Source organism: Bacteroides rodentium JCM 16496, assembly GCF_000614125.1.
Classification (GTDB): domain Bacteria; phylum Bacteroidota; class Bacteroidia; order Bacteroidales; family Bacteroidaceae; genus Bacteroides; species Bacteroides rodentium.
In genome coordinates this window covers 167,292-191,573 of sequence record NZ_BAKJ01000003.1, presented here as the reverse complement: position 1 = coordinate 191,573, position 24,282 = coordinate 167,292, and the positions used below count along the sequence as shown (strand labels likewise).

The window sequence follows — 24,282 nt, the reverse complement described above, 5'->3', positions numbered from 1 at the left end:
CAAATGAATCCCGCCATTCCAATTCTGCGGGCAAAGGTAGCGGAACCGCCCGTTGCCACCTGCAAGGTCGGGCCTTGCAGGTTTCGGGGAAAATCATCCTCGCCCCGCTCCGGTATTTTCCCCGAAAACCTTGCCTGTGGAGGCGGTCCGCTCTCCGGCCCCCGAAATTGGAAATGACATGTTTCACCCATTAACAATATACGGTCATGAAAACGAGGGAATATATCGAAAAACTGACAACAGGCAAATGGACAAGGATGACAGTATTGGCCATCGCGGCTTCATCGTGTTCGGTTATCTGTATTCAAGAGGCGTATCGCCCGTGTGGACGGCAGTCGCCATCATCTGTTTCAGGGGATTCTTCAGGTTTCTCTATAAGGTAGCCTGCTTCCTGGTGGCAGCGGCGATACTTTTTTGTATCCTCAGCTACCTGGTATTCTGATTCCACCGGCATAAAATATAGGAAGATGGAACAAATACGGCATATAAACCGCTGCAATACCTTGCAGGACAGGGCTGTCCTCACGGACGGCTCTTTTTGTGTTCCATGCCTTATGGAAACAGGGATAATGAAAACACGTTCGGAAAGGAAAGGGAGGCATATACAGCCATTGACAGACCGGAGAACTACCGGGCAAAGTTGGCAAACGCCTCTTTTCGGACGGCAAGGCCGGGCCCTCCGGGTTTCGCGGAAAAATCATCCTCGCCCGGAGGGCTTGCGGTATTTTTCCGGAAAGCCTTGCCTTTCCGGAAGCGTTTGCCGTAAAGCCCTTGTAGTTCAACGGGCTGCCAAAGCCCAGGTATTCACAATTAAAATTATAGAGTCATGAATCAAGCAATCATCTCAAGACCGCCGATGGCACCGGTACAGATACCAGTGCCTATACCGGCAAGAAGGAAGTATCCTGTCCCGGAACCGACCGTCAAATTCCCCCCACGGGAAAGAAGCGGACCCGTACACATCTCCACGCTGTTGGACCCGGTACTGGAGATATGCAGTCATCCCGACCGGAACAGGCTGCTGGCGGAGTTCTTCAACAGATAGAAAGAATACGGTTATTCACACTTTAATTCATACAATTATGTTTTTTACAGCAATCAACCAGATGATGGCCGAGGGCGTGGACCTTACGCTGGTCATCCGCAAAGCGAACGGACAACTGGCGGTATCCGTACTGCCGAAGTCAAACGGGCTGAAAGACGAAGCCCAGAACCACATCATCCCGCTGACCCTCAAGGGGCTCCCCCAGGAACTGGATGCCGGATTCCTGCAAGCCGTCGCCCGGCCGGTGCAGAAAGCCACGGGCTGATCACCAACATGGCGCAGTTCGAGGCGCAGGCGGAGAAAGCCGCCGCTGAAAGCAAATCCGCCAAGGAGCAGAAGAGCAAGGAAACAAAGGAGGAAAGGGAAAAGCGGGAGAAGTACGAGAAGTATTTCAAGAAAGCCGGCGAACTGATTGCCGCAGGGAACCACAAGGAGGCCGTCACCGCGCTCGGACAGGCACGTCCTTATGCCAAGCCGCAGGACCAGAAGAAGATTGACGAAATGATGGAGCAGCAGAAAAAGGCGATGAACAAGGGGAGCTTGTTCGAGCTGATGGATGAACCGGCACCGCAAGCCCAGTCGCAGCCACAACCACAACCTATGGCGGCAACGGCACAACAGCGACAGCAACCGCAGCCACAACCTATGGCAGTTCCCGTACAGCAACCGCCCTATCCACCACAGCCTCAGGCTACGGGACACATGGCCGGACAACCGCAACAGCCTTCGATGTGGCCACCGCAAAGACCGGTACAACACCAGGCCCCGCCACAACCGCAATACGCGCAGCAGCCTTCCGTACAACCACAAAACTATGGCGGTCAGGAAGTCACACACTGGCAGGAACCGGCATTCACGCCTGAAGATTACCGGATGCAATACCCCGCAGACGAAGAAATCAATTACAATCCCAAGGATTACGAGGAATATCCCGATTTTCCCCAATCCATGTTAGAACCCAAGTATTCACCCTATCAAACAGTTTAAGACTATGGCACTCGAAATCAAAGGAATGACACGCTCATTCACGTTCAAGAAAGGCAGCGGAATGGTCACGCTCGACGATCCGAACCCGTCGGACAGCCCGGAAATGGTCATGAATTATTACTCCAACTTTTATCCGGAACTGACAACCGCGACGGTACACGGTCCGGTACTCAAGGATGACAAGGCCGTATACGAGTTCAAGACCACCATCGGGACCAAAGGATAGGATAATATAATATGAAGAAGAACGGTAAAAACAAAAAATCATGTGTACCATTGGACGAACACCGGCAGGAACAGCTGGCAAGGCTCATCATCGGGCAGACACGGAGGGAAACCCGATACGGGGTGGACAGGAAAGAACGGATTGCGGCTCCAAGCGGGGCCGTAATTCTTTTCTGAGCACGGCGCTTGCACCGGTTGCCCTGAAAAGCCTTGTCGTGGAGACATACGACGGACTTCAATGCGGCAGCATCAATGTAATCACGCGGGAAAACTATGAGTTCCTGCGTGATTCCTTTTTCAAGTATGCCCTGTTACTGCAAAAGGAAGCGGCGCACACGCCGGGAAACAGTATCGGGGAGGGCATAGCCAGGCTGTACGACGAGATGGACGCGCTTGTGGGGATGAGCTGAATGTCAATATCGAGCAGGAAAGAGGCAGGCTCTTCTTCCGTTTGTGGAAATACCACCGGTGGGGAAGTCTGACGCTGTACTATTTCCCGGTGAGGTTCATGGAATCACTCAGTCCCGTTTTAAGGAGGATTGCCATTACCTTTATCCACAAGCTGATGACGGCCAACGGTATCAGCACTATTCTGGATGACGATGACACGGAGTTCATATTCGAGCTGCTCTCGGAGGACGGAGGCGACGACCCGCAGGAATGGAAAAGCCGGGTGAAACTTGTGCGTTCCTATCAGGAGGGGAAAATAGGCAGGCTGCTCAGGCGGGTGGCTGCAAAGTCCTATTACAAGGACCTGCCGGGGGCAATCGGCTCGTACACTCCCCAAAACGGGTTTGAAAGGCAGCTGGTCGATGCCATGAGGAGCGGTCTGCCCTTCCTGACACCGGGAACGGGGCATCATGGGGTACGGGTATGACGCCTACTACTCCGAGAATCCGGATTTCCATCCGATGTATCTGCAACAGCAGATAAGGGTCGTCTATGACATCAACGATATAGTGTCTGAATATCTCGTTGACTATTACAATTCAAACAGCAGGGAGACCTATGACATCACGCCGGTAACGACCTGCGACCTCTCGCCCGATACCGGAGAACTGTTCCGGATGGATGACTATCCGGAGCGGTTCTTCAAATGGGCGGATGAGTTCATCAATATAATCTGTTAAACCATGCTGGAAACGAACGAACTTACAGAAAAACTCAGGACGCTGCTCCATCCGCGGGCGGCGCTGATTGCCTATGCCCGGGAAGATAACAGTCATTATGTATATGACAACAGTTATTTCATCGAGGTCAGGGATATAGATGAAAGCGGTATAATGGGCGAAGGCCGTCCGGTGACGGCGGAGTTCATGAACGAGCTGGTACGGGGCTATTCCGAAAGGCACAGCGCCACACCGTATGGAAGGATACCGTCCAACCTGTTGTGGTGCGACCCGCGTAAGGGAAGCGAGAAATACATCTGGTACAACTCTCCCCGGAAACGTATGATGTTCTTCAAGGAAGCCCTCAAGATAGAGAACGCGGAGTATCATCTGCCGGGAATCATCTACGAGGCCGGAGAAAGCCACCTGAATGTCTATGCCTGCAAGGACAGGGAACCGACGGAAAAGACGGAACTATATGCCGCCCCGTTCTTCAACGTGACGCAGGCAAGCGTCTGTCTGGGTTCCGCCAGAATAGAGAAGCCGAAAGACCTGACCTACGCGAAACTGCTCGAATATTGGGAGAGGAAGTTCTGGCTGACGGAGTTCTCCCATCTGGGAGCGCATGGCAACCCGACCAAATCAAATCTCGTTCTGGTCACGAAAGCGGCAAAGGACAGACCTTTCGACCTTGAAGAACTGAGACCGTTGAACAACTTGAAACTAAAGGACATACTGAAATGAAAAGAGTGCATTATATCGACAACTACCTGATTGACCCGCAGCACCCGGTAACAGTGAATCTTATCGGCGCGGGCGGAACCGGTTCGCAGGTGCTGACATGTCTGGCCCGGCTCGACGTGACATTGCGGGCGCTCGGACACCCCGGCCTGTCCGTCACGCTCTATGACCCTGACATCGTGTCCGGGACCAACATCGGACGCCAACTCTTCAGTGATTCCGACATAGGCCTGAACAAGGCGAAATGCCTCATTACCCGTGTCAATAATTTCTTCGGGAATGACTGGAGGGCGGTGCCCGGCATCTTTCCGACCGTACTGAAAAAAGCCCGCAGATGACATGGCGAATATCACGATTACCTGTACCGACAACATCAAGTCACGGCTCGACTTGTGGAACGTACTGAAAGCTGTCCCCGCTCCGGCCTACCGCGATTACACGACCCCGTTGTACTGGATGGATTTCGGGAACACGCGAACGACAGGTCAGGTCGTCATAGGAACGATACCGAAGAGGATAAGACAACCGGCTTCCGCATTATATGAAACGGTCGGCTCGCTGAAAGTCATTACGCGGCTGGTAAAATACGCGAGAGTGAAAGAGGAGGATTCCGGACCGAGCTGCTCATTAGCAGAGGCATTGGAGAAGCAGGACTTGTTCATCAACTCCACGCTGGCGCAGCTCGGCTGCGGCCTGCTGTGGAAGATGTTCCGCCATGGGATGCTGGAACATCACGGGTTATACCTGAATCTGCACACGATGCGTGTAAATCCGATGACGGTATAAACGATCCGTTTTTCCGGCAATCCCTGCCGCCTGTTTTTCTGTCCGAAGCATATCCGGACCGGTACGGGAAAATTCCGGGTTGACGTGAAAATATTCCTCAAACTCACCTTTCTCATATTTGTTTGCCATATTCTTTAATAAGAGAGCATTATCAATAAACTATTAAATATGGCAACAGTAAAAGTTAAATTCCGCGCATCTTCTGTCAAGACAAAGGAAGGCGCACTCTACTATCAGGTGATTCACGACCGTCTGGCAAGACAAATCCGTTCCGGTTACAAGTTATACCCCTCGGAATGGGACACGGAGCGTTCCAAGGTTATCCTGCCCTCCGGTATTGAGGAGGGGCGCAGGTATTATCTGCTATCCGTGAAAGCCGCTTTGGACAATGGCCTTGCCCGTTTCAAGGAGCTCATCGCGTGGCTCGAACACGGGAACATGCCCTATACCGCCGACAAGGTGTTGGAACTTTACGCCTCACCGACGGAATACGGAGGATTCATCACTTATGCGCGAAAACTCATCGGGGAACTGAAACAGATTGGCAAGATATGCACGGCAGAGACTTACACGACCGCGCTGAACAGTTTCGTGCGCTTCCACGGGGAGCGTGACCTCCTGTTCGAAGAAATGGATTCTAACCGGATGGTCCAGTATGAGACCTATCTGAAAGAGAACAACGTATGCCCGAATTCCACTTCTTATTATATGCGTAACCTCCGTGCCATATACAACCGGGCAGTGGAGGAAGGACTGACGGGACAGCGTAACCCTTTCAAGCATGTCTATACGGGAGTGGACAAGACGGTCAAGCGTGCTGTCCCGCTGAAAGTCATCCGCCGGATACGGGAAGCGGATCTGACGCAGACACCGGCGATGGACTACGCCAGAGACCTGTTCCTGTTCTCCTTCTACACCCGGGGCATGTCGTTCGTTGACATGGCTTATCTGAAAAAGAAGGACCTGCAGAACGGGGTACTTTCCTACCGTCGCCAGAAGACCGGGCAACAGCTTTTCATCAAATGGGAGAAACCGATGCAGGAAATTGTCGATAAATATGATACCTCCGGCACGTCCTATCTGCTGCCGATTATCAAGGATATGAAGATGGATGCCCGCAGGCAGTATAAGAATGCCGCCCACCTTGTCAATGACAAGCTGAAAAAGTTGGGCGAACGTTTGGGATTGGGCATACCGCTGACGACCTACGTAGCCCGGCATGCATGGGCTTCCATCGCCCGGAGCAAGAACATCCCGCTCCCGACCATTAGCGAGGCGATGGGGCATGACTCGGAAAACACCACGCGCATCTATCTGGCCTCGCTGGACGCATCGGTTGTAGACAAGGCCAACAGCCTTATCCTGAAATCGCTGTAAATCATTAAGCTCATCGGCAGCCTTTGATGCCATAGACATCATTACGCACGCTCCGTGCCGGAGGGTATAGTGTCTGTTTTTTATTCTTTCTTTTGCGGAAAGAACCTGAACAGGTATATTGTGCCTAATTGCTGTTTTTCTTTTAGAGAGAAGTATTTACAGATGCAAAATTACAAAAAATTGGTATATACTCCTTATTTTTTAGGGATTTATTGCATTACGATGCAAAGTTTTTATGTCAGATGTTTGACGTATCAATCGGAATGTTATGCAAATTCTGCATGTTGATTGTGTTAATTGATTAATAGACTGCACTTTCAAATCCACTATACTTCTCTCTAAAAGAAAGGTATCATATTCCGGTTCTGAAAACAGCAGAACAAAAGGTCGCAGATACGGATAAATCTGTCGAAACGTGCGGACTAACGGTCTGGATTACGATATGCAGGAGGTGAAAGGCAGATGCGGAAACATTGTGTGAGCCTCTATCTTTCTTCAAAAGAGAAGTATTATTGAATGCAAAGGTACGCAAATTATTGAAAATAACGGCATAAAAACGATGGATATTTTTTCTGCTATCCCTATTCCGATAATGTTTATCCGACGGTTGTTAAGCAGAATCGGTTGTTCTTAATTTTTATTTTATCTGTCTGTCAGCCGTTTATATTCAATTTTTGCGTATGATACTTCTCTTTTGAAGAAAAGTACCGGAGAGAGGGATCCGAAATGGTAGAAAACATCTGTTTTTATGAAGATAACAAGATGTATTGAAACAGGGGGAGTTCCCCGAACTTTTATATTAAACATTGATAACTGCTTGATTAATAAACTGATATACAATCTTGCAGGATTGATAAAATTGCCCTAAAACGAAATGACGGCACTTTTGGGGAACGAGGAAAACATACGGTGGTACGTGATGCGCGACCTGAAAAGGGCGAACGCAAAAGAACCTGCCTATAAGCTGCTCGAAGGAATGAAGATGGAAGTCTTCGTTCCGATGAAGTGGCGCTTGGTGACACACGGTGGAGTGCGTATCCGCGAGGAAGTTCCGTTTATGCCGGATTTGCTTTTCGTACATGAAAGACGGATAACCCTTGACCCGATCGTAGAAAAGATACGTACCCTCCAGTACCGCTGGTTACGCAGGACTTGGCGTGAACCGATGACGGTTGCGGATGGAGACATGGAACGGTTTATCCATGCGGTCAATGCCGCCGAGAATCCAAAATACTATCAGCCTGATGAATTGACACCGGATATGTACGGTCGCTCCGTCCGTATTGTGGGTGGAGCCATGGATGGTTATTCCGGCAAGCTGCTTTCAGCGCGTGGGTCGAAGTTCAAGCGCCTTATGGTGGAAATCCCGAACCTGCTGACTGCCGCCGTGGAGGTGAATCCTGAATTTATCATCTTCATATAATAATCCAACATATGATTTTCTGGATAGTTAATTGCTGTATTGCGTTCTTGATCTGTGTCTTCTGTGCGGGTATCGTCATTCCCCAGATTTTACTGATCGCTTTCCGCAAGCGGTTGTTCGACCTTCCCGACGAACGAAAGATTCATCATCGTGCTGTGCCCCGGTTGGGTGGCATTGCATTCAAGCCTGTCGTGTTCTTCACCATAGCTTTATTATTGGGAATCAATCTGGTTATGGGGCATTCGGAGATGTTGTCCGAAATCGAGAACGATGTTCGACCCTTGGCGTTCGCCTTCTGCTCCATCATGGTATTGTATCTGGTTGGCATGGCCGATGACTTGATTGGCATCCGTTATCGTGCCAAGTTCGTCATCCAGATTCTGTGCGGCGTGATGCTTATCGCCGGTGGTATATATATCGACAACCTGTACGGTATCCTGGGCATTCATTCGATCCCGTTATGGTTGGGGTATCCTCTGACCATTCTGTTCGTGGTTTTCATCATCAATGCCATCAACCTGATCGATGGTATTGACGGACTGGCTTCCGGGCTGTGCAGTATTGCCTGCCTGTTTTATGGGTTGACTTTTCTCATGTTCCACCAGTATATATATGCCATGCTGGCGTTCGCCACATTAGGGGTGTTAGTGCCGTTCTTTTATTACAATGTTTTCGGGAATGCCGAGCACGGAAAGAAGATCTTCATGGGCGATACTGGTAGCCTGACAGTCGGCATGATGCTCTGTCTTCTCGGTTTCAAGCTGACTATGTGCGGGACGGACGATAATACGGAACATATAAATCCGATGGTGCTGGCATTCTCCCCGCTGCTGATTCCTTGCTGTGATGTGGTTCGGGTTTACCTGTATCGGGTACGCAACGGAAAGAACCCGTTCTTGCCGGATAAGAACCATATCCACCATAAATTGCTTGCTGTCGGAATGAAGCAGCGAAATGCCATGATTACCATCATATCCGTATCAACTGTATTCATTCTGTTTAATATTCTCCTCTCCCTTTATCTCAATGTAAACTGGATTGTGCTGGTTGACATCCTGATATGGACTTTCGCCAATATCTGGCTGACGAAACGTATCGGGAAGCTTCGGTCGAGACAGGCTAACGACAAATAAAAATCAATGAAATATGAAAATCAGATACATTTTATTCTTATTGACCGTGGCTTTCTTGTTGGGATCATGTGCCACGCCGAAAGTCGCTTATTTTACGGACCTGAAACCGGGTATGGCAGAGCAGGTTCTGAATCCGCTGGAAATTCGGATACGTCCCGAAGACAAGATTTCCATACTAGTCAACAGCAAGGACCCCTTGTTGATGGATCTTTTCAATCTTCCGATTATTTCCCGACAGATCGGTACGATATCGGTACATCCAACAGTCAGGGGATATCGGGATATACTGTAAACAAGGATGGAAACATTGATTTTCCTGTGCTGGGACATATCCATGTGGCGGGAATGACACGCGAGGAGATCGCGGCGTACATAAAAGGGGAACTGGTTTCGAAGAACCTCGTGAAAGACCCTGTTGTTACGGTGGAATTCATGAACCTGACCGTTTCCGTGTTAGGTGAGGTTGCCAAACCCGGACGTTTCAATATCGACAAGGACAAGCTGACACTTTTGGACGCTTTAAGTATGGCCGGGGATCTTACCGTCTATGGGAAACGGGAGAACGTGCTGGTACAACGGGAGGAAAACGGCAAAAAGACATTGTATCAGGTTAACTTAAATTCGGGATATGACCTTTATGCCTCTCCCGTGTATTATTTGCAGCAGAACGATATAGTTTATGTGGAACCTAACTCAATGAAAGCACGGCAGGCGACTGTCAATGGCAATAACGTCCGTTCTGCCTCTTTCTGGATGTCGTTAGCCTCGCTGCTGACTACCATTACCGTATTAATTGTGAAATAAATATAGAATCAGATATGGTCGTAAATCAAAAGAATACGAAACCGGGACAGCCAGATGATTTCCTGCGGATACAGGATCTGTTGTACCTGTGTCTCATGAAGTGGCAGTGGTTCGTCTTGTCTTTAGTGGTAACGGTCGGTGTCGCTACCGTCTATCTGTTACGTACTCCTGCTGTATATACACGCACCGCTTCAGTATTGATCAAAGAGGATTCCAAAGGCAAGTCAGTTTCCTCGGATTTGGAATCCTTCTCGGAGTTCGGATTGTTCCAGTCCAATACCAACGTGAATAATGAACTTGTCACCTTTCAGTCGCCGGCTTTAATGACCGAGGTGGTTAAACGGTTGCGTTTGGATATGAATTACTTCGTTCCGGGAAAATTTCACCGTCAGGTAGCCTATGGGCTTACATTGCCTGTGGATGTGACGATAAGTGACTTGCCTGAAAACGAATCGGCCGGTTTTACATTGGATGTACAACCAGACAGCACGTTACTCTTATCCGACTTTACACGTAACGGGACGGAACTTGACGGGATGGATATAAAGGGGCGCTTGCTCGATTCCATCACTACGCCGTTAGGGAAAATCATTATCCATACAACGCCCAATTATGTGAACGGCGAGACATACACATTATATGTGGGCAAATCCAGCTTGTATAATACCGTGGACTCCTATGCGTCCAACTTGTCTGTCTCGTTGAACAACGAGAAGGCGTCGGTTATTGACCTGTCATTCAAGGATAATTCCATCCAACGGGCGGAGGATGTATTGAGTACGTTGATTTCCATTTATAATGAAAACTGGGTGAAGGACAAGAATCAGATTGCCGTCAGCACTTCGATGTTCATTAACGAGCGATTGGGCGTAATCGAACAGGAGTTGGGCAACGTGGACGAGGATATTTCCTCTTACAAGTCAGAACACCTGTTGCCCGACGTGCAGGCGGCTTCGAGCATGTACATGGCGCAGAGCAGCCAGACGAACGCCCAAATTTTAGCGCTAAACAACCAGATCTACATGACCCGTTACATCCGGAACTATCTGGCCAACGATGCCAACCGAACGCAGTTGCTCCCGGCCAATTCCGGCATAGAGAGTGCCAATATAGAGTCGCAAATCGCCGAATACAACAAACAACTGTTGCAGCGCAACAGTCTGGTTGCGAACAGCAGCACGGAAAACCCGCTGGTTGTGGATATGGATCAGGCCCTGGCTTCCATGCGAGAGGCGATAATCAGGTCTATCGACAATCAGATAGTAACCTTGAATTCGCAGATAAAAAGTTTGCGGCAAACGGAGCAACAGACAACATCACGTATAGCAGCCAATCCCACGCAGGCTAAATACCTGCTGTCAGTGGAACGCCAGCAGAAGGTAAAGGAGGCTCTTTACCTGTTTCTGTTGCAGAAGCGTGAAGAGAATGAACTCTCGCAGGCATTTACCGCCTATAATACCCGCATTGTCACCCCGCCGCATGGTAGCATGTTGCCGACCTCCCCTGTGCGTAAAAACATCTTTATGGTCGCATTTGCTCTGGGGCTGTTTATTCCAGTAGTCATTATCTTTATGCGCGAGAATATGAATACCCGCGTACGGGGAAGGAAAGATCTGGAGAATGTAACCGCACCGTTCATCGGTGAAATTCCGCTGTTCGTGAGAAGGAAGAAAGGGATATTCGGGAAGAAACCGCAGGAAGTCAAGGCCGTTGTCGTCAAAGAGGGCAGCCGTGACGTCATCAACGAGGCATTCCGTGTATTGCGTACTAACCTGGAATTCATGACCGGTAAGGACAATAGATCGAATGTTATCCTCGTAACTTCCTTCAATCCGGGCAGCGGCAAATCGTTTCTGACTATGAATATCGCCGTGAGCCTTGCCATCAAAGGGAAGAAAGTACTTGTTATAGATGGTGACCTGCGCCACGGTTCTGCGTCAGCCTATGTCGACTCTCCTATTAAGGGATTGAGCGACTATCTGGGAGGCCGTATCGACAACCTGAACGAGATCATCGTACCCGATCCGAAGCAGAAATCTATGGATATACTACCCGTAGGAACAATTCCTCCAAACCCAACGGAACTGTTGTTCGACGAGCGGTTGAAGCAGGCAATCGATACCGTAAGGGAACAGTACGACTATGTGCTGATTGACTGTCCGCCCATTGAACTGGTGGCCGACACGCAGATTATCGAGAAGCTGGCCGACCGGACCATCTTCGTGATTCGCGCAGGATTGCTCGAACGGAGTATGCTCGTCGAACTGGAGAAAATCTACGAGGAGAAGAAATACAAGAACATGTCCCTGATCCTGAATGGAACCGAGGGAAGCGGTGGCCGCTACGGATACCGTTATGGCTATCGGTATGGTTATCACTATGGTTACGGTTCAGGATATCACTATGGCTCCGATGAAAAACAGCGGTGGGATAAATGGTTGGTTGTCAGGTAATTAGACGCAAAACAAGAATGTAAATTTGATTTCCCTATTGTTTCACTAAAAATCACAACTATGGCACAGAACGATTTTACAGAAGACAAAGCGACCTTATTCGGTGCGGGTATGGTTACTGTAGGTGTATTTGGTAAAACAGCATTGATTACCAAAGGAGTCGGTGTGGTTGCCGCAACAAAACCGGAGTATTGGCTGGTGGATTTATCTGTCCTCCTGCGGCGCTATCTGTATCGGTTTAGCTTGTGTTGGGGCCGGGTTGATAAATCATTTCGGCAAGCGAAACTGTTGGTGAAGTTTATCACCGGGACAATCAATTCATTTCCGGATTCCGCATATATGTCATGTGGAATCGGGAATGATTAAAAAGTTTTATGTCATTATATGTGGTTTTTTAAGAAAAGGGAAAAACAAAATATAATAAAGCTAATCGGTTTTACAGACTATCATTCACATATTCTTCCGGGCGTGGATGACGGTGTACAAACGATGGACGAATCTTTGGAAATTCTACGTTTGTATGAGGAGCAAGGGATCAAATCCGTATGGCTCACACCACACATCATGGAAGACATTCCCAATACGACTGCCCATCTTCGCGACCGTTTTGCAGAATTGCAGGCTGCTTACACAGGTGGCGTGCAACTGCACCTTGCAGCGGAAAACATGCTTGACAATCTCTTTGAGGAACGGCTGGGAAAGAATGACCTGCTACCTTTAGGCGAGAATGGCGACCACCTGTTGGTGGAAACCTCTTATTTCAGTCCTCCAATGGGATTGAAAAATATCCTGCTTCGTATCAAATCTAAAGGATACCACCCCGTTCTCGCCCATCCGGAGCGTTATGTTTATATGGGTGAATCAGATTACCGACAGCTAAAAGACATGGGTGTGAAATTCCAGCTTAATCTTCCGTCAATAGCGGGTATGTATGGCAATCGGATTAAGAAGAAGGCCATGTTGCTATTAAGAGAACAGGCTATTGCTTATATAGGGACAGACATTCACAGTTACAGTATATTTCAAAAGTTCATTTGCACGGGTGTTACAAGAAACGTACAAAAACTGCTTGATTTATAGTCAGATTATTAATGCAACTATGGATAGCCAAACTATAACAATAAACGAATATAGAAACGATGGTTCATTTATCAATCTGTATTATAATGAATCAATAGGTGAATATGGTGCGCATACGGCTTTTCTGCATACGGATTAATGTTATTCTGTAAATCAAACGATTATAATACTTTGCAGAGTTTCTCCAAAGAAATGCAAATGCCGTGTCTGATAATAGCAAAGAAAGTACTTATGCAGTTGTTGCAAAAGACGACCTACATCACCGGAACAGACGATTCTTATATCAGAATCAGAATGCCGGAGAAAATAACTATGGATGCATATAGAGGCTGGGTAAAAACGCTGAAAGGCAAAATACCTGAAGTTTATAAAATATAATCTAATATAAAACGATGGAGATACTATTAATTCTTGGCTTCTGCTGATTGTTCTCTGTGCCTTGTGCGGAATAAGTATTTATTTGTCGGTTATGGGCTTTCTGGAGAAAATGCATTTGCCAACGATCATTTAGTTATTCATCTTTTCCACAATCGCAGGGGGGGGGATTTGTTCATTCTTTGCCAGCCAGACGTATGACGGAATTATCTACATTTCAAATATCTATTTAATATTGGGTGGTATCGCCGCATTGACTTTATTCCGGAAAATATCCGGTGCGGAGTATAAACATCCGCAGATATTATGGATCTTCTGTCTCATACTTTTACCATTGGGAGTTGTAGGATTGTTGTTCCCGCAAAATTTTTTCGATTAGATTATCTGAATATAAATATAACATAAAATTCAATGAAAGGAATTGTTTTAGCCGGAGGCTCCGGCTCCCGTCTTTATCCTATTACTAAAGGTGTGAGCAAACAATTGCTTCCTATTTTTGATAAACCGATGGTATATTATCCCATCTCCGTTTTGATGTTGGCTGATATTCGGGAAATTTTAATCATTTCTACTCCTTACGATCTGCCGGGCTTCAAACGGCTTCTGGGTGACGGTTCGGATTATGGCGTACATTTCGAATATGCCGAGCAACCCTCTCCAGACGGGCTGGCACAAGCCTTCCTTATCGGAGAAAAGTTCATCGGGAATGATTCCGTCTGCCTCGTGTTGGGCGACAACATTTTCCATGGGAACGGATTTACCGCTTTGTTGCGTGATGCCGTATACACAGCAGAAGAGGAACATAAAGCAACGGTGTTCGGCTACCGAGTGAATGATCCGGATCGCTACGGCGTAGCTGAGTTTGACGTAAACGGTAATTGTCTCTCCATAGAGGAAAAACCAAGACAGCCGAAATCCAACTATGCGGTGGTAGGGCTTTATTTCTACCCAAACAAGGTGGTGGATGTAGCCAGGCATATCAAGCCGTCGGCACGTGGAGAGCTGGAAATTACAACCGTGAACCAGCAGTTTCTGGAGGATAAAGAACTGAAGGTACAGACTTTGGGCAGAGGATTTGCCTGGCTCGATACAGGTACCCATGACTCCTTGTCGGAAGCATCTACCTATATCGAAGTGATCGAGAAACGGCAAGGATTGAAAGTGGCTTGTTTGGAGGGTATCGCCTACCGCAAAGGATGGATTGACCGCGAGAAGATGCAGCAGTTGGCTCAATCGATGTCGAAGAATCCATACGGGCAATATCTGTTGAAAGTGATTGAAGAGGTGGATCGTACCAGAAAAGGTAATTTGGATTAAAAGAGAATATCGTTTGAAACAATAATAATGGAAGTCATTCAGACAAGTATAGACGGTGTGGTTATCCTTGAACCCAAGGTGTTTAGGGATGCCCGTGGTTATTTCTTTGAGTCGTTCTCGCAACGGGAGTTTGAAGAGAAGATACGAAAAATCGACTTCGTACAGGACAATGAGAGTATGTCCTCCTACGGCGTGATACGTGGATTACATTTCCAACGCCCGCCTTTTACGCAAAGTAAACTGGTGCGTTGTGTAAAAGGACGTGTCTTGGATGTGGCGGTCGATATTCGCAAGGGTAGCCCCACTTACGGACAGCATGTGGCTGTGGAACTGAGTGAATGGAACCATCGGCAGTTCTTTGTGCCCCGCGGCTTTGCACACGGTTTCTCCGTGTTGAGTGAAATAGCCGTATTCCAGTATAAGTGTGACAATTTCTATACACCGGAAGCGGACGGAGGCATAAGTATCAAGGACGAAACTTTAGGCATAAACTGGCAGATCCCGGTGGAGAAGGCTATTCTTTCCGAAAAAGACGTCAGACACGGTTGCCTGAAGGACTTTAATTCCCCGTTTGATTACAACATTAACCTATATCCCGAGTCCGAATAATCATGAATATACTTGTTACAGGAGCCAACGGACAGTTGGGCAATGAAATGCGCATGGTTGCTCGTGATAGCAACGACCACTATATTTTTACCGATGTCAATCAACCGGAAAGGGTTACAACACTCCACTTGGATATTACTGACTTGGAAGCAGTCCGCAGAATGGTGACGGATAGCCGTGTGGATGTTGTCGTGAACTGTGCCGCCTATACCAATGTGGATGCAGCCGAGAGTAACGAGGCGCTGGCAGAGAAACTCAATGCAGTAGCACCCGAGAATCTTGCAAAAGCGATGAAGGAAGTCAATGGGCTGTTGGTACAGATTTCTACTGATTATGTGTTTGGCAAAGAGCCTTATAACGTACCTTGCAAGGAGGATCAAAAAGGAACACCTACGGGAGTATATGGTTTGACCAAACTGCATGGCGAACAGAAAATACAGGCTACCGGTTGCAAACATGTCATTATCCGTACGGCTTGGCTTTACAGCGAGTTCGGTAAGAACTTCTGTAAGACGATGATGAATCTGACGGCTACCAAGCCACAACTGGAAGTGGTATTCGACCAGACTGGTACACCGACATACGCCCTTGATTTGGCCAATGCCATTCAATGCGTATTGGCCGATTACAGCCGGGAGCGAGCATTCGAACGATATGGCAAGACGGGCATCTATCACTATTCCAACGAGGGCGTTTGTTCGTGGTATGATTTCACCAAGATGATAGCTGAATACAACGGCACAACTGTTTGTGACATACAGCCCTGCCATAGCAACGAGTTTTCCAGCCCGGTGACACGTCCTTCATATTCAGTCCTCGACAAGACAAAAATTAAGGAGACTTTTGGAATAAGGATTCCTTATTGGACAGAATCGCTGAAACAATGTATCAACAATATGAAAAAATCGGAATAAAATGAGAAAGAGAAATATCGTCATCACCGGGGGAGCCGGCTTTATCGGTAGCCATGTGGTACGCTTATTCGTAAACAAATATCCGGAGTACAACATTATCAACTTGGATAAGTTGACATACGCCGGAAACTTAGCTAACCTGAAAGATGTGGAAGATAAACCCAACTACAAGTTCGTGAGGATGGACATCTGCGACTTCGATGCTTTCTATAAACTGATGCAAGAGGAACAAGTGGACGGTATCATCCACTTGGCGGCTGAAAGCCATGTGGATCGCAGCATTAAAGATCCATTTATATTCGCCCGAACCAATGTAATGGGGACACTGTCTCTGTTGCAAGCATCCAAACTCTATTGGGAGTCTTCGCCGGAGAAGTACGAGGGTAAACTCTTCTATCATATATCCACTGATGAGGTATATGGCGCATTGGAGATGAACCGTCCTGAAGGTATCAAGCTCCATTTACGGCAACTGCATCTTCATCGGAGCATCATTTGGCCTACGGTGACGATTTCTTCTACGAAACGACGAAATACAATCCTCACTCACCCTATTCGGCGAGCAAGGCAAGCAGCGACCACTTTGTACGGGCTTATCACGACACTTACGGTATGCCCACTATTGTAACCAATTGTTCCAATAACTATGGTCCGTACCAATTCCCTGAAAAACTGATACCCCTATTCATCAACAACATTCGTCATCGCAAACCGTTGCCTGTGTATGGTAAGGGAGAAAACGTGCGCGACTGGCTTTATGTTGAAGACCATGCCCGTGCTATCGACATCATCTTTCATAAGGGGAAAGTGGGAAACTCGTACAATATCGGTGGTTTCAATGAATGGAAGAACATTGATATCATAAAGGTTATTATAAAGACAATGGACAGGCTGTTAAGCAAGCCCGAAGGTTATTCCCTCGATTTAATTACTTTCGTGACCGACCGTAAGGGACACGATATGCGCTATTCCATCGACTCTTCCAAACTGCAAAAGGAAATGGGTTGGGAACCAAGCCTCCAGTTTGAAGAGGGGATTGAAAAGACCGTCCGATGGTATTTAGAACATCAGGAATGGATGGACGACATCACTAGTGGTGAGTATGAGAAGTATTATGAGGAGATATACAAAGGTTGATATCCTATACAAACAAAAATTACCACAAATCGGATGTTCGAGTCAATACGAATCAGACAACAGGCTCAAGGTCACGATATTCCTTATTCGCATCAAAGCCCGGACAACAGGGCTTTTTCGGGTCGAGGTCGGAGATACCTGCAATCAACGTTCTCGAATAACACTTATGCAAGTTATCGAGCAACTTTCTCAACGCCGCCTTCTGCGCATCGGTATTGGTGTAGCAGGGTGTCTTGCAGTCACGGGCAAGCCCTCCCACATACTCCATGCGTACGGAGAAGATATACTTCGATGACAAAGTAAGTACTACTTCGATAAGAAAGTAAGATATACTTTCGGTGGTGAAGCAAGTATAAAATCCAAGAATATGAAAACGAATAAAGAAATCAAGATTGCCGTGGCCGGAACGGGCTACGTTGGGATGAGCATTGCCACGCTGTTGGCACAACACCATCAGGTGATAGCCGTGGATGTCATTCCCGAAAAGGTGAAACTGATCAATCAGCGGAAATCACCTATACAAGATGAATATATTGGTAAATATTTGGCGGAAAAGCCGCTGAATCTCATGGCAACCCTTGATGGTGCAGCAGCTTACAGGGATGCCGACTTTGTGGTGATAGCCACTCCCACCAACTACGACCCTGTGAAGAACTATTTCGACACAAGCCACGTGGAAGAAGTGATTGAGTTAGTGAAAAGTGTCAATCCTAACGCTATCATGGTCATCAAGAGTACAATTCCCGTAGGTTATACCGAAAGCGTGCGCAAGAAGCTCGATACCGGGAACGTGATATTCTCGCCGGAGTTCCTTCGAGAAAGCAAGGCTTTGTATGACAACCTCTATCCCAGCCGCATCATTGTGGGCAGACCGGAGGGCGATGCCCGTTTGGACGAAGCTGCACATACTTTTGCAGCCTTGTTGCAGGAAGGAGCGATAAAAGAAAACATTGATACGCTTTTCATAGGCTTGACCGAAGCGGAAGCCGTGAAACTCTTCGCCAATACCTATCTCGCCCTGCGTGTGAGCTACTTCAACGAGTTGGACACCTACGCCGAAATGAAAGGATTGGACACCCAAGCCATCATCAACGGTGTAAGCCTTGACCCCCGTATCGGTACGCATTACAATAACCCATCGTTTGGCTATGGAGCTATTGCCTGCCCAAAGACACGAAGCAATTGCTTGCCAACTATGCCGATGTGCCGGAAAATCTGATACAGGCCATTGTAGAGAGTAACCGTACCCGCAAGGATTTCATTGCAGACAGGGTATTGAACAAGGCGGGTTATTATGACTATTACAATCGTGGCGATTTCAATCCCAACAAGGAAAATAAGTGTGTTGTAGGTGTCTATCGCCTGACCATGAAGTCGAACAGCGACAATTTCCGTCAGTCCTCCATCCAAGGGGTGATGAAGCGAATCAAGGCGAAAGGTGCGGAAGTCATCATCTATGAGCCGACATTGGAAAACGGCAGTACATTTTTCGGAAGCAAGGTGGTGAATAATCTTGTCGCATTCAAGGCACAAAGCCAAGCCATTATCGCCAACCGCTATGATGCTTGCCTTGATGATGTGGAGAATAAGGTCTATACAAGAGATATTTTCAGGAGAGATTGAATCTTTATTTCATAAGGATATAAAAGAATCTCTTATCAACGAGACTGCAAATCCGTTAATCAGTATTGCGGTAACTAAAATTGCGGATAAACAAATTGATTTTACCTAATTTAACCGAAGACAGAAATTCTTACAATATATGTAAGATAACAAACTTGCTTTCGATGATATTCGTGAATGTTTCTGCGACTACGCCTTTCATATGTTGACTATGACACACCCAATAAAACATTATGAAACATTAAGTCAACTATGTTTCTATTGATTATCAATAGTGCAATGTGCCTGTTTTCTAGAAACAAATGAAATTCTATTTGTAAGATGGGACAACCTATGACGGACAATAAACGAATTGTCAAAAATACACTCTTGTTATATATAAGGATGTTACTGATGTTATTGGTAAATCTTTACACATCAAGAGTTGTGTTAGACGTTTTAGGCGTAGCTGATTATGGCATATATAATTTGGTTGGCGGTGTAGTAGTTTTATTCTCTTTTCTAAATAATGCGATTTCCAGCGCAACACAACGTTTCTTTAATGTCGCATTAGGAAAAAAGAATGTGGAAGTCTTTCAACAGACATTCAACATAAGTTTGACTATTCATATTTATATTGCTGTTTTAGTCTTAATGCTTTCAGAAATAATAGGTTCATTCCTTATTAACAGTTATTTGAATATACCCGAAGACAGACTTACAGCAGCTAATATAACTTTCCAATTTTCTATTCTGACATTTGCCGTACAAATAATCAGAGTACCTTATAATTGTTGTGTCGTCGCTCATGAAAGAATGGCTTTTTATGCCTATAACAGTCTTTGGGAGGTCTTTCTGAAATTAGGTATGGTTTTTTTGCTGATGTTCTTGCCTTTTAGCAAACTGGAATTGTATGCATTCCTTATGTTCTTAGTCTCTTTTTTCAATTATCTGGCTTATCGCTTTTATTGTCTTCATTGTAAATTGATTCAAAAATATGAGTTTGTCAGAAACTCTTCCAGTTTCAAGGAGATTTTAGGCTTTATAAGTTGGAATATGCTCTCCTCTACTTCCATCACAATTCAAAAACAGATTATAAATATAGCAATCAATGCTTATTGTGGCGTTATTGCCAATGCGGCAGTAGGATTGGCAACCCAGTTAAGCGCAGGAGTCTCAACCTTTGTGTCTAATTTCCAATTGGCATTCAATCCGCGGCTGATGAAACTTTATGCTTCTCGCCAATTTGAGGAGCTAAAAAAAATGCTGCAATGGACAACGAAACTCTCTGTCCTTTTATTACTCCTTTTTTCAATACCCATATTGCTAAACCTGAATTATGTAATCCATGTATGGTTGAAACAAATACCGACTTATTTGGTTGTATTCAGTTTATTGTCCATCATGGAATCTATTGTTGCAGCCATATCTACCCCATTGACGATTGTCATACATGCTGTAGGGAAAATAAAATATTATAGTATTATATTAAGTATCATAACTTTGACAAATGTACCGATTGCTTACCTGATGTTGCATCTTGGATTGCATCCGGCATGGGTCTTTGCTTTCCAGACATTTAATCAGATGATCATTTGCGTATTCAGATTTTTGTATCTCAACAAGTATCTTTTTATATCCAAAACCCAATATATGAGGAACGTCATTTTTCCTACGGTTTGGGTCTCTTTATTGGGAATCATCGTTTGCTACTCGATTTCGCAAATATCTTTTACATATCAATATGCTAATATCGTTTTAGAAATCATTGCTATGGGAATATTGATAGTATTATTTGGTTTCACAAAAAATGAAAGAGCTTCCGTATATAATCTCGTAAAGTTGAACCGTATATTCAGACGAAATGCTTAGAACTGCCATTATAATCCTATGGGCTATCAACATAATCAAGGTAACAGCGATTCCAATACCCATTCCTAATGCTGTTTACTATGGTAGTTTTGCTTGGTAGCACTTCTTTTGTTGATATATGAGGGACGCAATTGCAAGATTAGCACTTTTATATTGTTGTTCGTTTTAACCGCATTGCTCTCTACCGCATTCAACAGCATCGTCAATCCGGACATTGCCTTTTTCAAGCCTTTAGATAGAATAGCTGGATTTGTCATGATGATGATAGCAATAGGACCATTGTTCATATATGCCAATAAAGAGCCGCAACAACTGCTTTATACTCTATTGTCTTGGTCTTTTACCATCATAACATTGCTGTCTTTCCTTTTTTACATACTTGGAATGGGGTTCGTATATAAGAGGAGCATGTTTGTAGGAGTGTCAATCCATGCGATGATATTAGGACCTATATCGGGGATAACCATGCTGAATTTAATACATCAACTATTCATCGCTAAAGAGAATAAAATCAAAGTAATGTATGGAATGGGCATTGTGATAGCATTGCTCACATGCTTTTTAGCCGGTTCCAGAGGAGCGTTAGCCGCAGGGCTTTTTAGCGCCGCATTTCTTATATTCAAACAGTATAGCCTAAGAATATGTACGGCTATCCTTGCCGCAACCATCATCATTGGTATTTTTACGGTACCGGTTTGGCTTCCTTATACGGAAACAATGCAAAAGAAAATAGAGTATGCGTCCGAAGTTGGTCACTCATCACGTGATGCGCTGTGGAATGACAGAATCAAGGAGTTTGAAGACAGTCCTATAATAGGGCAGGGATTTGCGTCAATAAACCGCATGGTGGCAACCCGGACACCCTTTTCGATTGTTACCCGAAGTTTGGAGCCTGGTAGCAGCTGGTTGTTCATTCTCTCATCATTAGGGATTATGGGGTTTGGGCTGTTTATAGCCATGCTGATAAAAGCTTGCCATGAATTTGTCATGGCTAAAGAATATACGCCCGATATATGGCATACAGCCATCTTGTTCTTCTTCTTTGTCCATTTTTTCATTGAAGGATATGTTCTCCATTCGGGTGGGATACTATTTGTATTCTTTTGGTTGACTTTATACATGAATTTCAGATCTATCTATGACAAAAGTTTTATTGACAACAAACCATCCGGCACCTTATATAAATAGATGGATAGAGAAAATGAATCTCTATTACGATACGGATGTCCTTTATTATGCGGAGAAAGCCAAAGTCAAGGCATGGAAAAGATTTTCTCCGTATCAAGGAGAGATTATTTCAAAAATGGGTTTCGTGAAATTGACCAATTACGTTTCACATGCAGATTTGGTGATACTGGGAGGATGGAACAATTTGTATTATTTTGCAATTCTGGTGTACGGATTGTTTACTAAACGTAAGATTGCATTATTCAGCGACTATCCCAAACCGCAAAAAAAGAACCTCAAATACTTTATAAAAAGGATAGTCTTCAAGAATTGTTTCAGTGCCATTTTATGCGCAACCCAAAGTTCTTGCCAATTTTACGCATCCATCTATGGGATTGATAAAAGCAAACTATTCGTTTTTCCCTATATGTCAATGGACGTTATTGAACAGGACGCAATTGCAATGTATTGGACAAAACGTATGAAACAAATTTCAGACGGAGATAGGATACGGATTTTTATTGCAAATAATTTCTATGAGAGGAAGGGTTATGAAACTATTTTTAAGGCATTCAGAAAGCTAAAGAATGAAAATCTTTTATCTCGATTTTCCATAAAAATCGCAGGTGTAGGAGAAGATCTTGAAAAATATAAAGAAGTATTCCATCAATTGGATTCTGAAATCATTTTTTTAGATTGGATAGAAGATGAGGAATATACCCGAACCATGTTGAATACGGATGTCTTTATCCATGCGTCTATATTTGAACCATTTGGAATTCCTCCTATTGATGCGATGAAATGCGGGAAAGTTCTTGTTTGCTCGAAAGGAATCAAATCGGTAGAAGGAATCATTGAGGATGGATCTAACGGGTATGACTTCAATCCGAAAGATGACGATAAGCTATACAAAAACTTGTGTTCAATCTTACAGCATAGAAATGAACTTGAACAAATTGGAACGAAAGCCAAAGAAGAAATTTACAAATATTACAACGAAAACACAATTATAGAATCTATTAACAAGACAATATCTTTAGAGAAATGAAATTTCATAACATCATAATTCAGGCAAGAGACTATTACCGTACTCTTTCACAGAAAAAAGAAGTACGTACGATAATGTCCGGAATACCAGTCCGAAGGTTATCACAATCCCAAAAGAAACTTATTTCCCAATATTTCAAAACAAACATAGGGATAACGACACATGATACATTATGGCATGAAATGTATTACTCCATCAATAACGACTTTGATGTTCGCTATATTCCAATAAACAAGGTATTCCAACGTGTTATATCAAGACTCAATGATGAAACCACGATGCGTGCCTATGCGGACAAGAACACTTATGATATTCGGTTCAAAGAATTCAACCAACCCATGACTATTCTAAAAAAATGGGGGGGGGATTTTTACATTGACAATAAAATCGTTTCTGAAAAAGAGGCGATTAGACTATTTGGAACATTGGATAACGTTATAATTAAGCCTGCACTGGAGACAGGGCAAGGACATGGTGTTTTTTGTTTTCATCAAAAAAATCTCATTGTCTCTCCCGAACAGTACTTGCGCTCGTTAGGCGATAACTTTATCATCCAGGAACGGGTTAAACAACATGCTGAGATTGCAAAATTAAATCCTTCGTCATTAAATACATTTAGGATAGTTACATACAGAGAAAGAGACAATGTTTATATCCTTAACGTAACACTCAAAATTGGACACAAAGGAGAAGTCGTAGACAATGGACATGCGGGTGGATATTTTGTCGGGACAAACGAGGATGGTACATTAAAAAAGTGGGTATATTCTCTCAATCCTTTTTCTAAAAAAGAAATGACAGAATCAGAAATCAAAGTGGATGGATTACCCGTTCCGTCATTCCATAAACTCAAAGAGACCGTATGTGAACTCTCTTTACTTTTGCCATATCACAGGATAGTGGGATGGGACATGGCCATTGGCGAAAATGGAAATCCTCTACTTGTCGAACTGAATGTCAACGGATTTGGCGTTAATATCATTCAAATTCCCAATGGGGCACTTTTGGGTAAATACACAGAGAAGATACTTAATAAAGTAAAATAAGAGGAAGATAAAGAGATACAGCAAGAAGATTG

At 45.1% G+C, this 24,282-nt stretch carries 18 protein-coding genes and 7 pseudogenes; 23 read left to right on the top strand and 2 right to left on the bottom strand.

Going from position 1 to position 24,282, the window contains the following annotated elements; translation table 11 throughout:
* The coding region (locus JCM16496_RS23030; protein ID WP_209441598.1) for a hypothetical protein at positions 1-191 on the bottom strand (191 nt) is incomplete at its 3' end.
* A 15-nt stretch (positions 192-206) separates the two neighbouring features.
* Between JCM16496_RS23030 and JCM16496_RS02405 the strand changes: the two are divergent.
* The 18 genes and pseudogenes from JCM16496_RS02405 to rfbB all read left to right on the top strand — a co-directional run bounded on the left by JCM16496_RS02405 (position 207) and on the right by rfbB (position 17,515).
* Positions 207-442: pseudogene (locus JCM16496_RS02405) on the top strand (hypothetical protein).
* A 384-nt stretch (positions 443-826) separates the two neighbouring features.
* Positions 827-1,045: a hypothetical protein gene (locus JCM16496_RS02395; RefSeq protein WP_025832076.1), complete on the top strand. Its 219-nt coding sequence runs from the start codon at positions 827-829 to the stop codon at positions 1,043-1,045.
* A gap of 37 nt (positions 1,046-1,082) precedes the next feature.
* A pseudogene (locus tag JCM16496_RS02390) lies at positions 1,083-2,032 on the top strand (PRTRC system protein E).
* A gap of 4 nt (positions 2,033-2,036) precedes the next feature.
* Positions 2,037-2,258: a PRTRC system protein C gene (locus JCM16496_RS02385; protein ID WP_025832075.1), complete on the top strand. Its 222-nt coding sequence runs from the start codon at positions 2,037-2,039 to the stop codon at positions 2,256-2,258.
* Between the two features lie 40 nt (positions 2,259-2,298).
* A pseudogene (locus JCM16496_RS02380) lies at positions 2,299-3,387 on the top strand (hypothetical protein).
* 3 nt (positions 3,388-3,390) lie between these two features.
* On the top strand, positions 3,391-4,110 hold the full coding sequence (locus JCM16496_RS02375; RefSeq protein WP_025832074.1) for a prokaryotic E2 ligase family D protein: 720 nt from the start codon (positions 3,391-3,393) through the stop codon (positions 4,108-4,110).
* Positions 4,107-4,893, top strand: a pseudogene (locus tag JCM16496_RS02370) (PRTRC system ThiF family protein). Before JCM16496_RS02375 ends, JCM16496_RS02370 begins: the two are co-directional and overlap by 4 nt.
* Positions 4,894-5,061: 168 nt before the next feature.
* Entirely contained in the window at positions 5,062-6,270 is a 1,209-nt protein-coding gene (locus tag JCM16496_RS02365) for a tyrosine-type recombinase/integrase (RefSeq protein ID WP_025832072.1), read from the top strand.
* Between the two features lie 874 nt (positions 6,271-7,144).
* A complete protein-coding gene (locus JCM16496_RS02360; RefSeq protein ID WP_025832071.1) occupies positions 7,145-7,693 on the top strand; it encodes a UpxY family transcription antiterminator in 549 nt (182 codons plus the stop codon).
* 11 nt (positions 7,694-7,704) lie between these two features.
* Positions 7,705-8,826 (top strand): MraY family glycosyltransferase, encoded by a 1,122-nt coding sequence (locus tag JCM16496_RS02355; RefSeq protein WP_025832069.1) that lies wholly within the window; start codon positions 7,705-7,707, stop codon positions 8,824-8,826.
* Positions 8,827-8,839: 13 nt separating this feature from the next.
* A pseudogene (locus tag JCM16496_RS02350) lies at positions 8,840-9,630 on the top strand (polysaccharide biosynthesis/export family protein).
* Positions 9,631-9,644: 14 nt separating this feature from the next.
* Entirely contained in the window at positions 9,645-12,083 is a 2,439-nt protein-coding gene (locus tag JCM16496_RS02345; protein WP_025832066.1) for a GumC family protein, read from the top strand.
* A 60-nt stretch (positions 12,084-12,143) separates the two neighbouring features.
* The gene (locus JCM16496_RS02340; protein ID WP_244440194.1) at positions 12,144-12,449 is read left to right on the top strand and encodes a hypothetical protein; all 306 of its coding nucleotides are present in this window, start codon (positions 12,144-12,146) and stop codon (positions 12,447-12,449) included.
* 18 nt (positions 12,450-12,467) lie between these two features.
* A complete protein-coding gene (locus JCM16496_RS02335; protein WP_025832065.1) occupies positions 12,468-13,163 on the top strand; it encodes a tyrosine-protein phosphatase in 696 nt (231 codons plus the stop codon).
* Positions 13,164-13,949: 786 nt separating this feature from the next.
* Complete coding sequence (rfbA, locus tag JCM16496_RS02325; RefSeq protein ID WP_025832061.1) at positions 13,950-14,855, top strand: glucose-1-phosphate thymidylyltransferase RfbA; 906 nt, start codon at positions 13,950-13,952, stop codon at positions 14,853-14,855.
* Positions 14,856-14,882: 27 nt separating this feature from the next.
* Positions 14,883-15,464, top strand: coding sequence for a dTDP-4-dehydrorhamnose 3,5-epimerase (gene rfbC / locus JCM16496_RS02320; RefSeq protein ID WP_025832059.1), 582 nt, complete (start codon positions 14,883-14,885; stop codon positions 15,462-15,464).
* 2 nt (positions 15,465-15,466) lie between these two features.
* Entirely contained in the window at positions 15,467-16,378 is a 912-nt protein-coding gene (gene rfbD, locus JCM16496_RS02315; RefSeq protein WP_025832057.1) for a dTDP-4-dehydrorhamnose reductase, read from the top strand.
* A 1-nt stretch (position 16,379) separates the two neighbouring features.
* Positions 16,380-17,515: pseudogene (gene rfbB, locus JCM16496_RS02310) on the top strand (dTDP-glucose 4,6-dehydratase).
* 52 nt (positions 17,516-17,567) lie between these two features.
* On the opposite strand, the gene JCM16496_RS02305 reads toward rfbB, so the two are convergent.
* Positions 17,568-17,813 carry a peptidoglycan recognition protein family protein gene (locus JCM16496_RS02305; RefSeq protein ID WP_025832055.1) on the bottom strand — a complete coding sequence of 82 codons (246 nt, stop codon included), beginning with the start codon at positions 17,811-17,813 and terminating at the stop codon, positions 17,568-17,570.
* A 69-nt stretch (positions 17,814-17,882) separates the two neighbouring features.
* On the opposite strand from JCM16496_RS02305, the pseudogene JCM16496_RS02300 reads away from it, so the two are divergent.
* From JCM16496_RS02300 to JCM16496_RS02280, 5 genes and pseudogenes are all read left to right on the top strand, one after another.
* A pseudogene (locus JCM16496_RS02300) lies at positions 17,883-19,138 on the top strand (nucleotide sugar dehydrogenase).
* Between the two features lie 393 nt (positions 19,139-19,531).
* Positions 19,532-20,989: an MATE family efflux transporter gene (locus tag JCM16496_RS02295; protein WP_209441596.1), complete on the top strand. Its 1,458-nt coding sequence runs from the start codon at positions 19,532-19,534 to the stop codon at positions 20,987-20,989.
* A 174-nt stretch (positions 20,990-21,163) separates the two neighbouring features.
* Positions 21,164-22,177 carry an O-antigen ligase family protein gene (locus JCM16496_RS02290; RefSeq protein WP_159102428.1) on the top strand — a complete coding sequence of 338 codons (1,014 nt, stop codon included), beginning with the start codon at positions 21,164-21,166 and terminating at the stop codon, positions 22,175-22,177.
* Positions 22,143-23,204 carry a glycosyltransferase family 4 protein gene (locus tag JCM16496_RS02285; protein WP_209441594.1) on the top strand — a complete coding sequence of 354 codons (1,062 nt, stop codon included), beginning with the start codon at positions 22,143-22,145 and terminating at the stop codon, positions 23,202-23,204. The genes JCM16496_RS02290 and JCM16496_RS02285 overlap by 35 nt, the downstream gene beginning before the upstream one ends.
* Positions 23,201-24,250, top strand: coding sequence for a sugar-transfer associated ATP-grasp domain-containing protein (locus tag JCM16496_RS02280; RefSeq protein ID WP_025832047.1), 1,050 nt, complete (start codon positions 23,201-23,203; stop codon positions 24,248-24,250). Before JCM16496_RS02285 ends, JCM16496_RS02280 begins: the two co-directional genes overlap by 4 nt.
* Positions 24,251-24,282 lie beyond the last annotated feature (32 nt).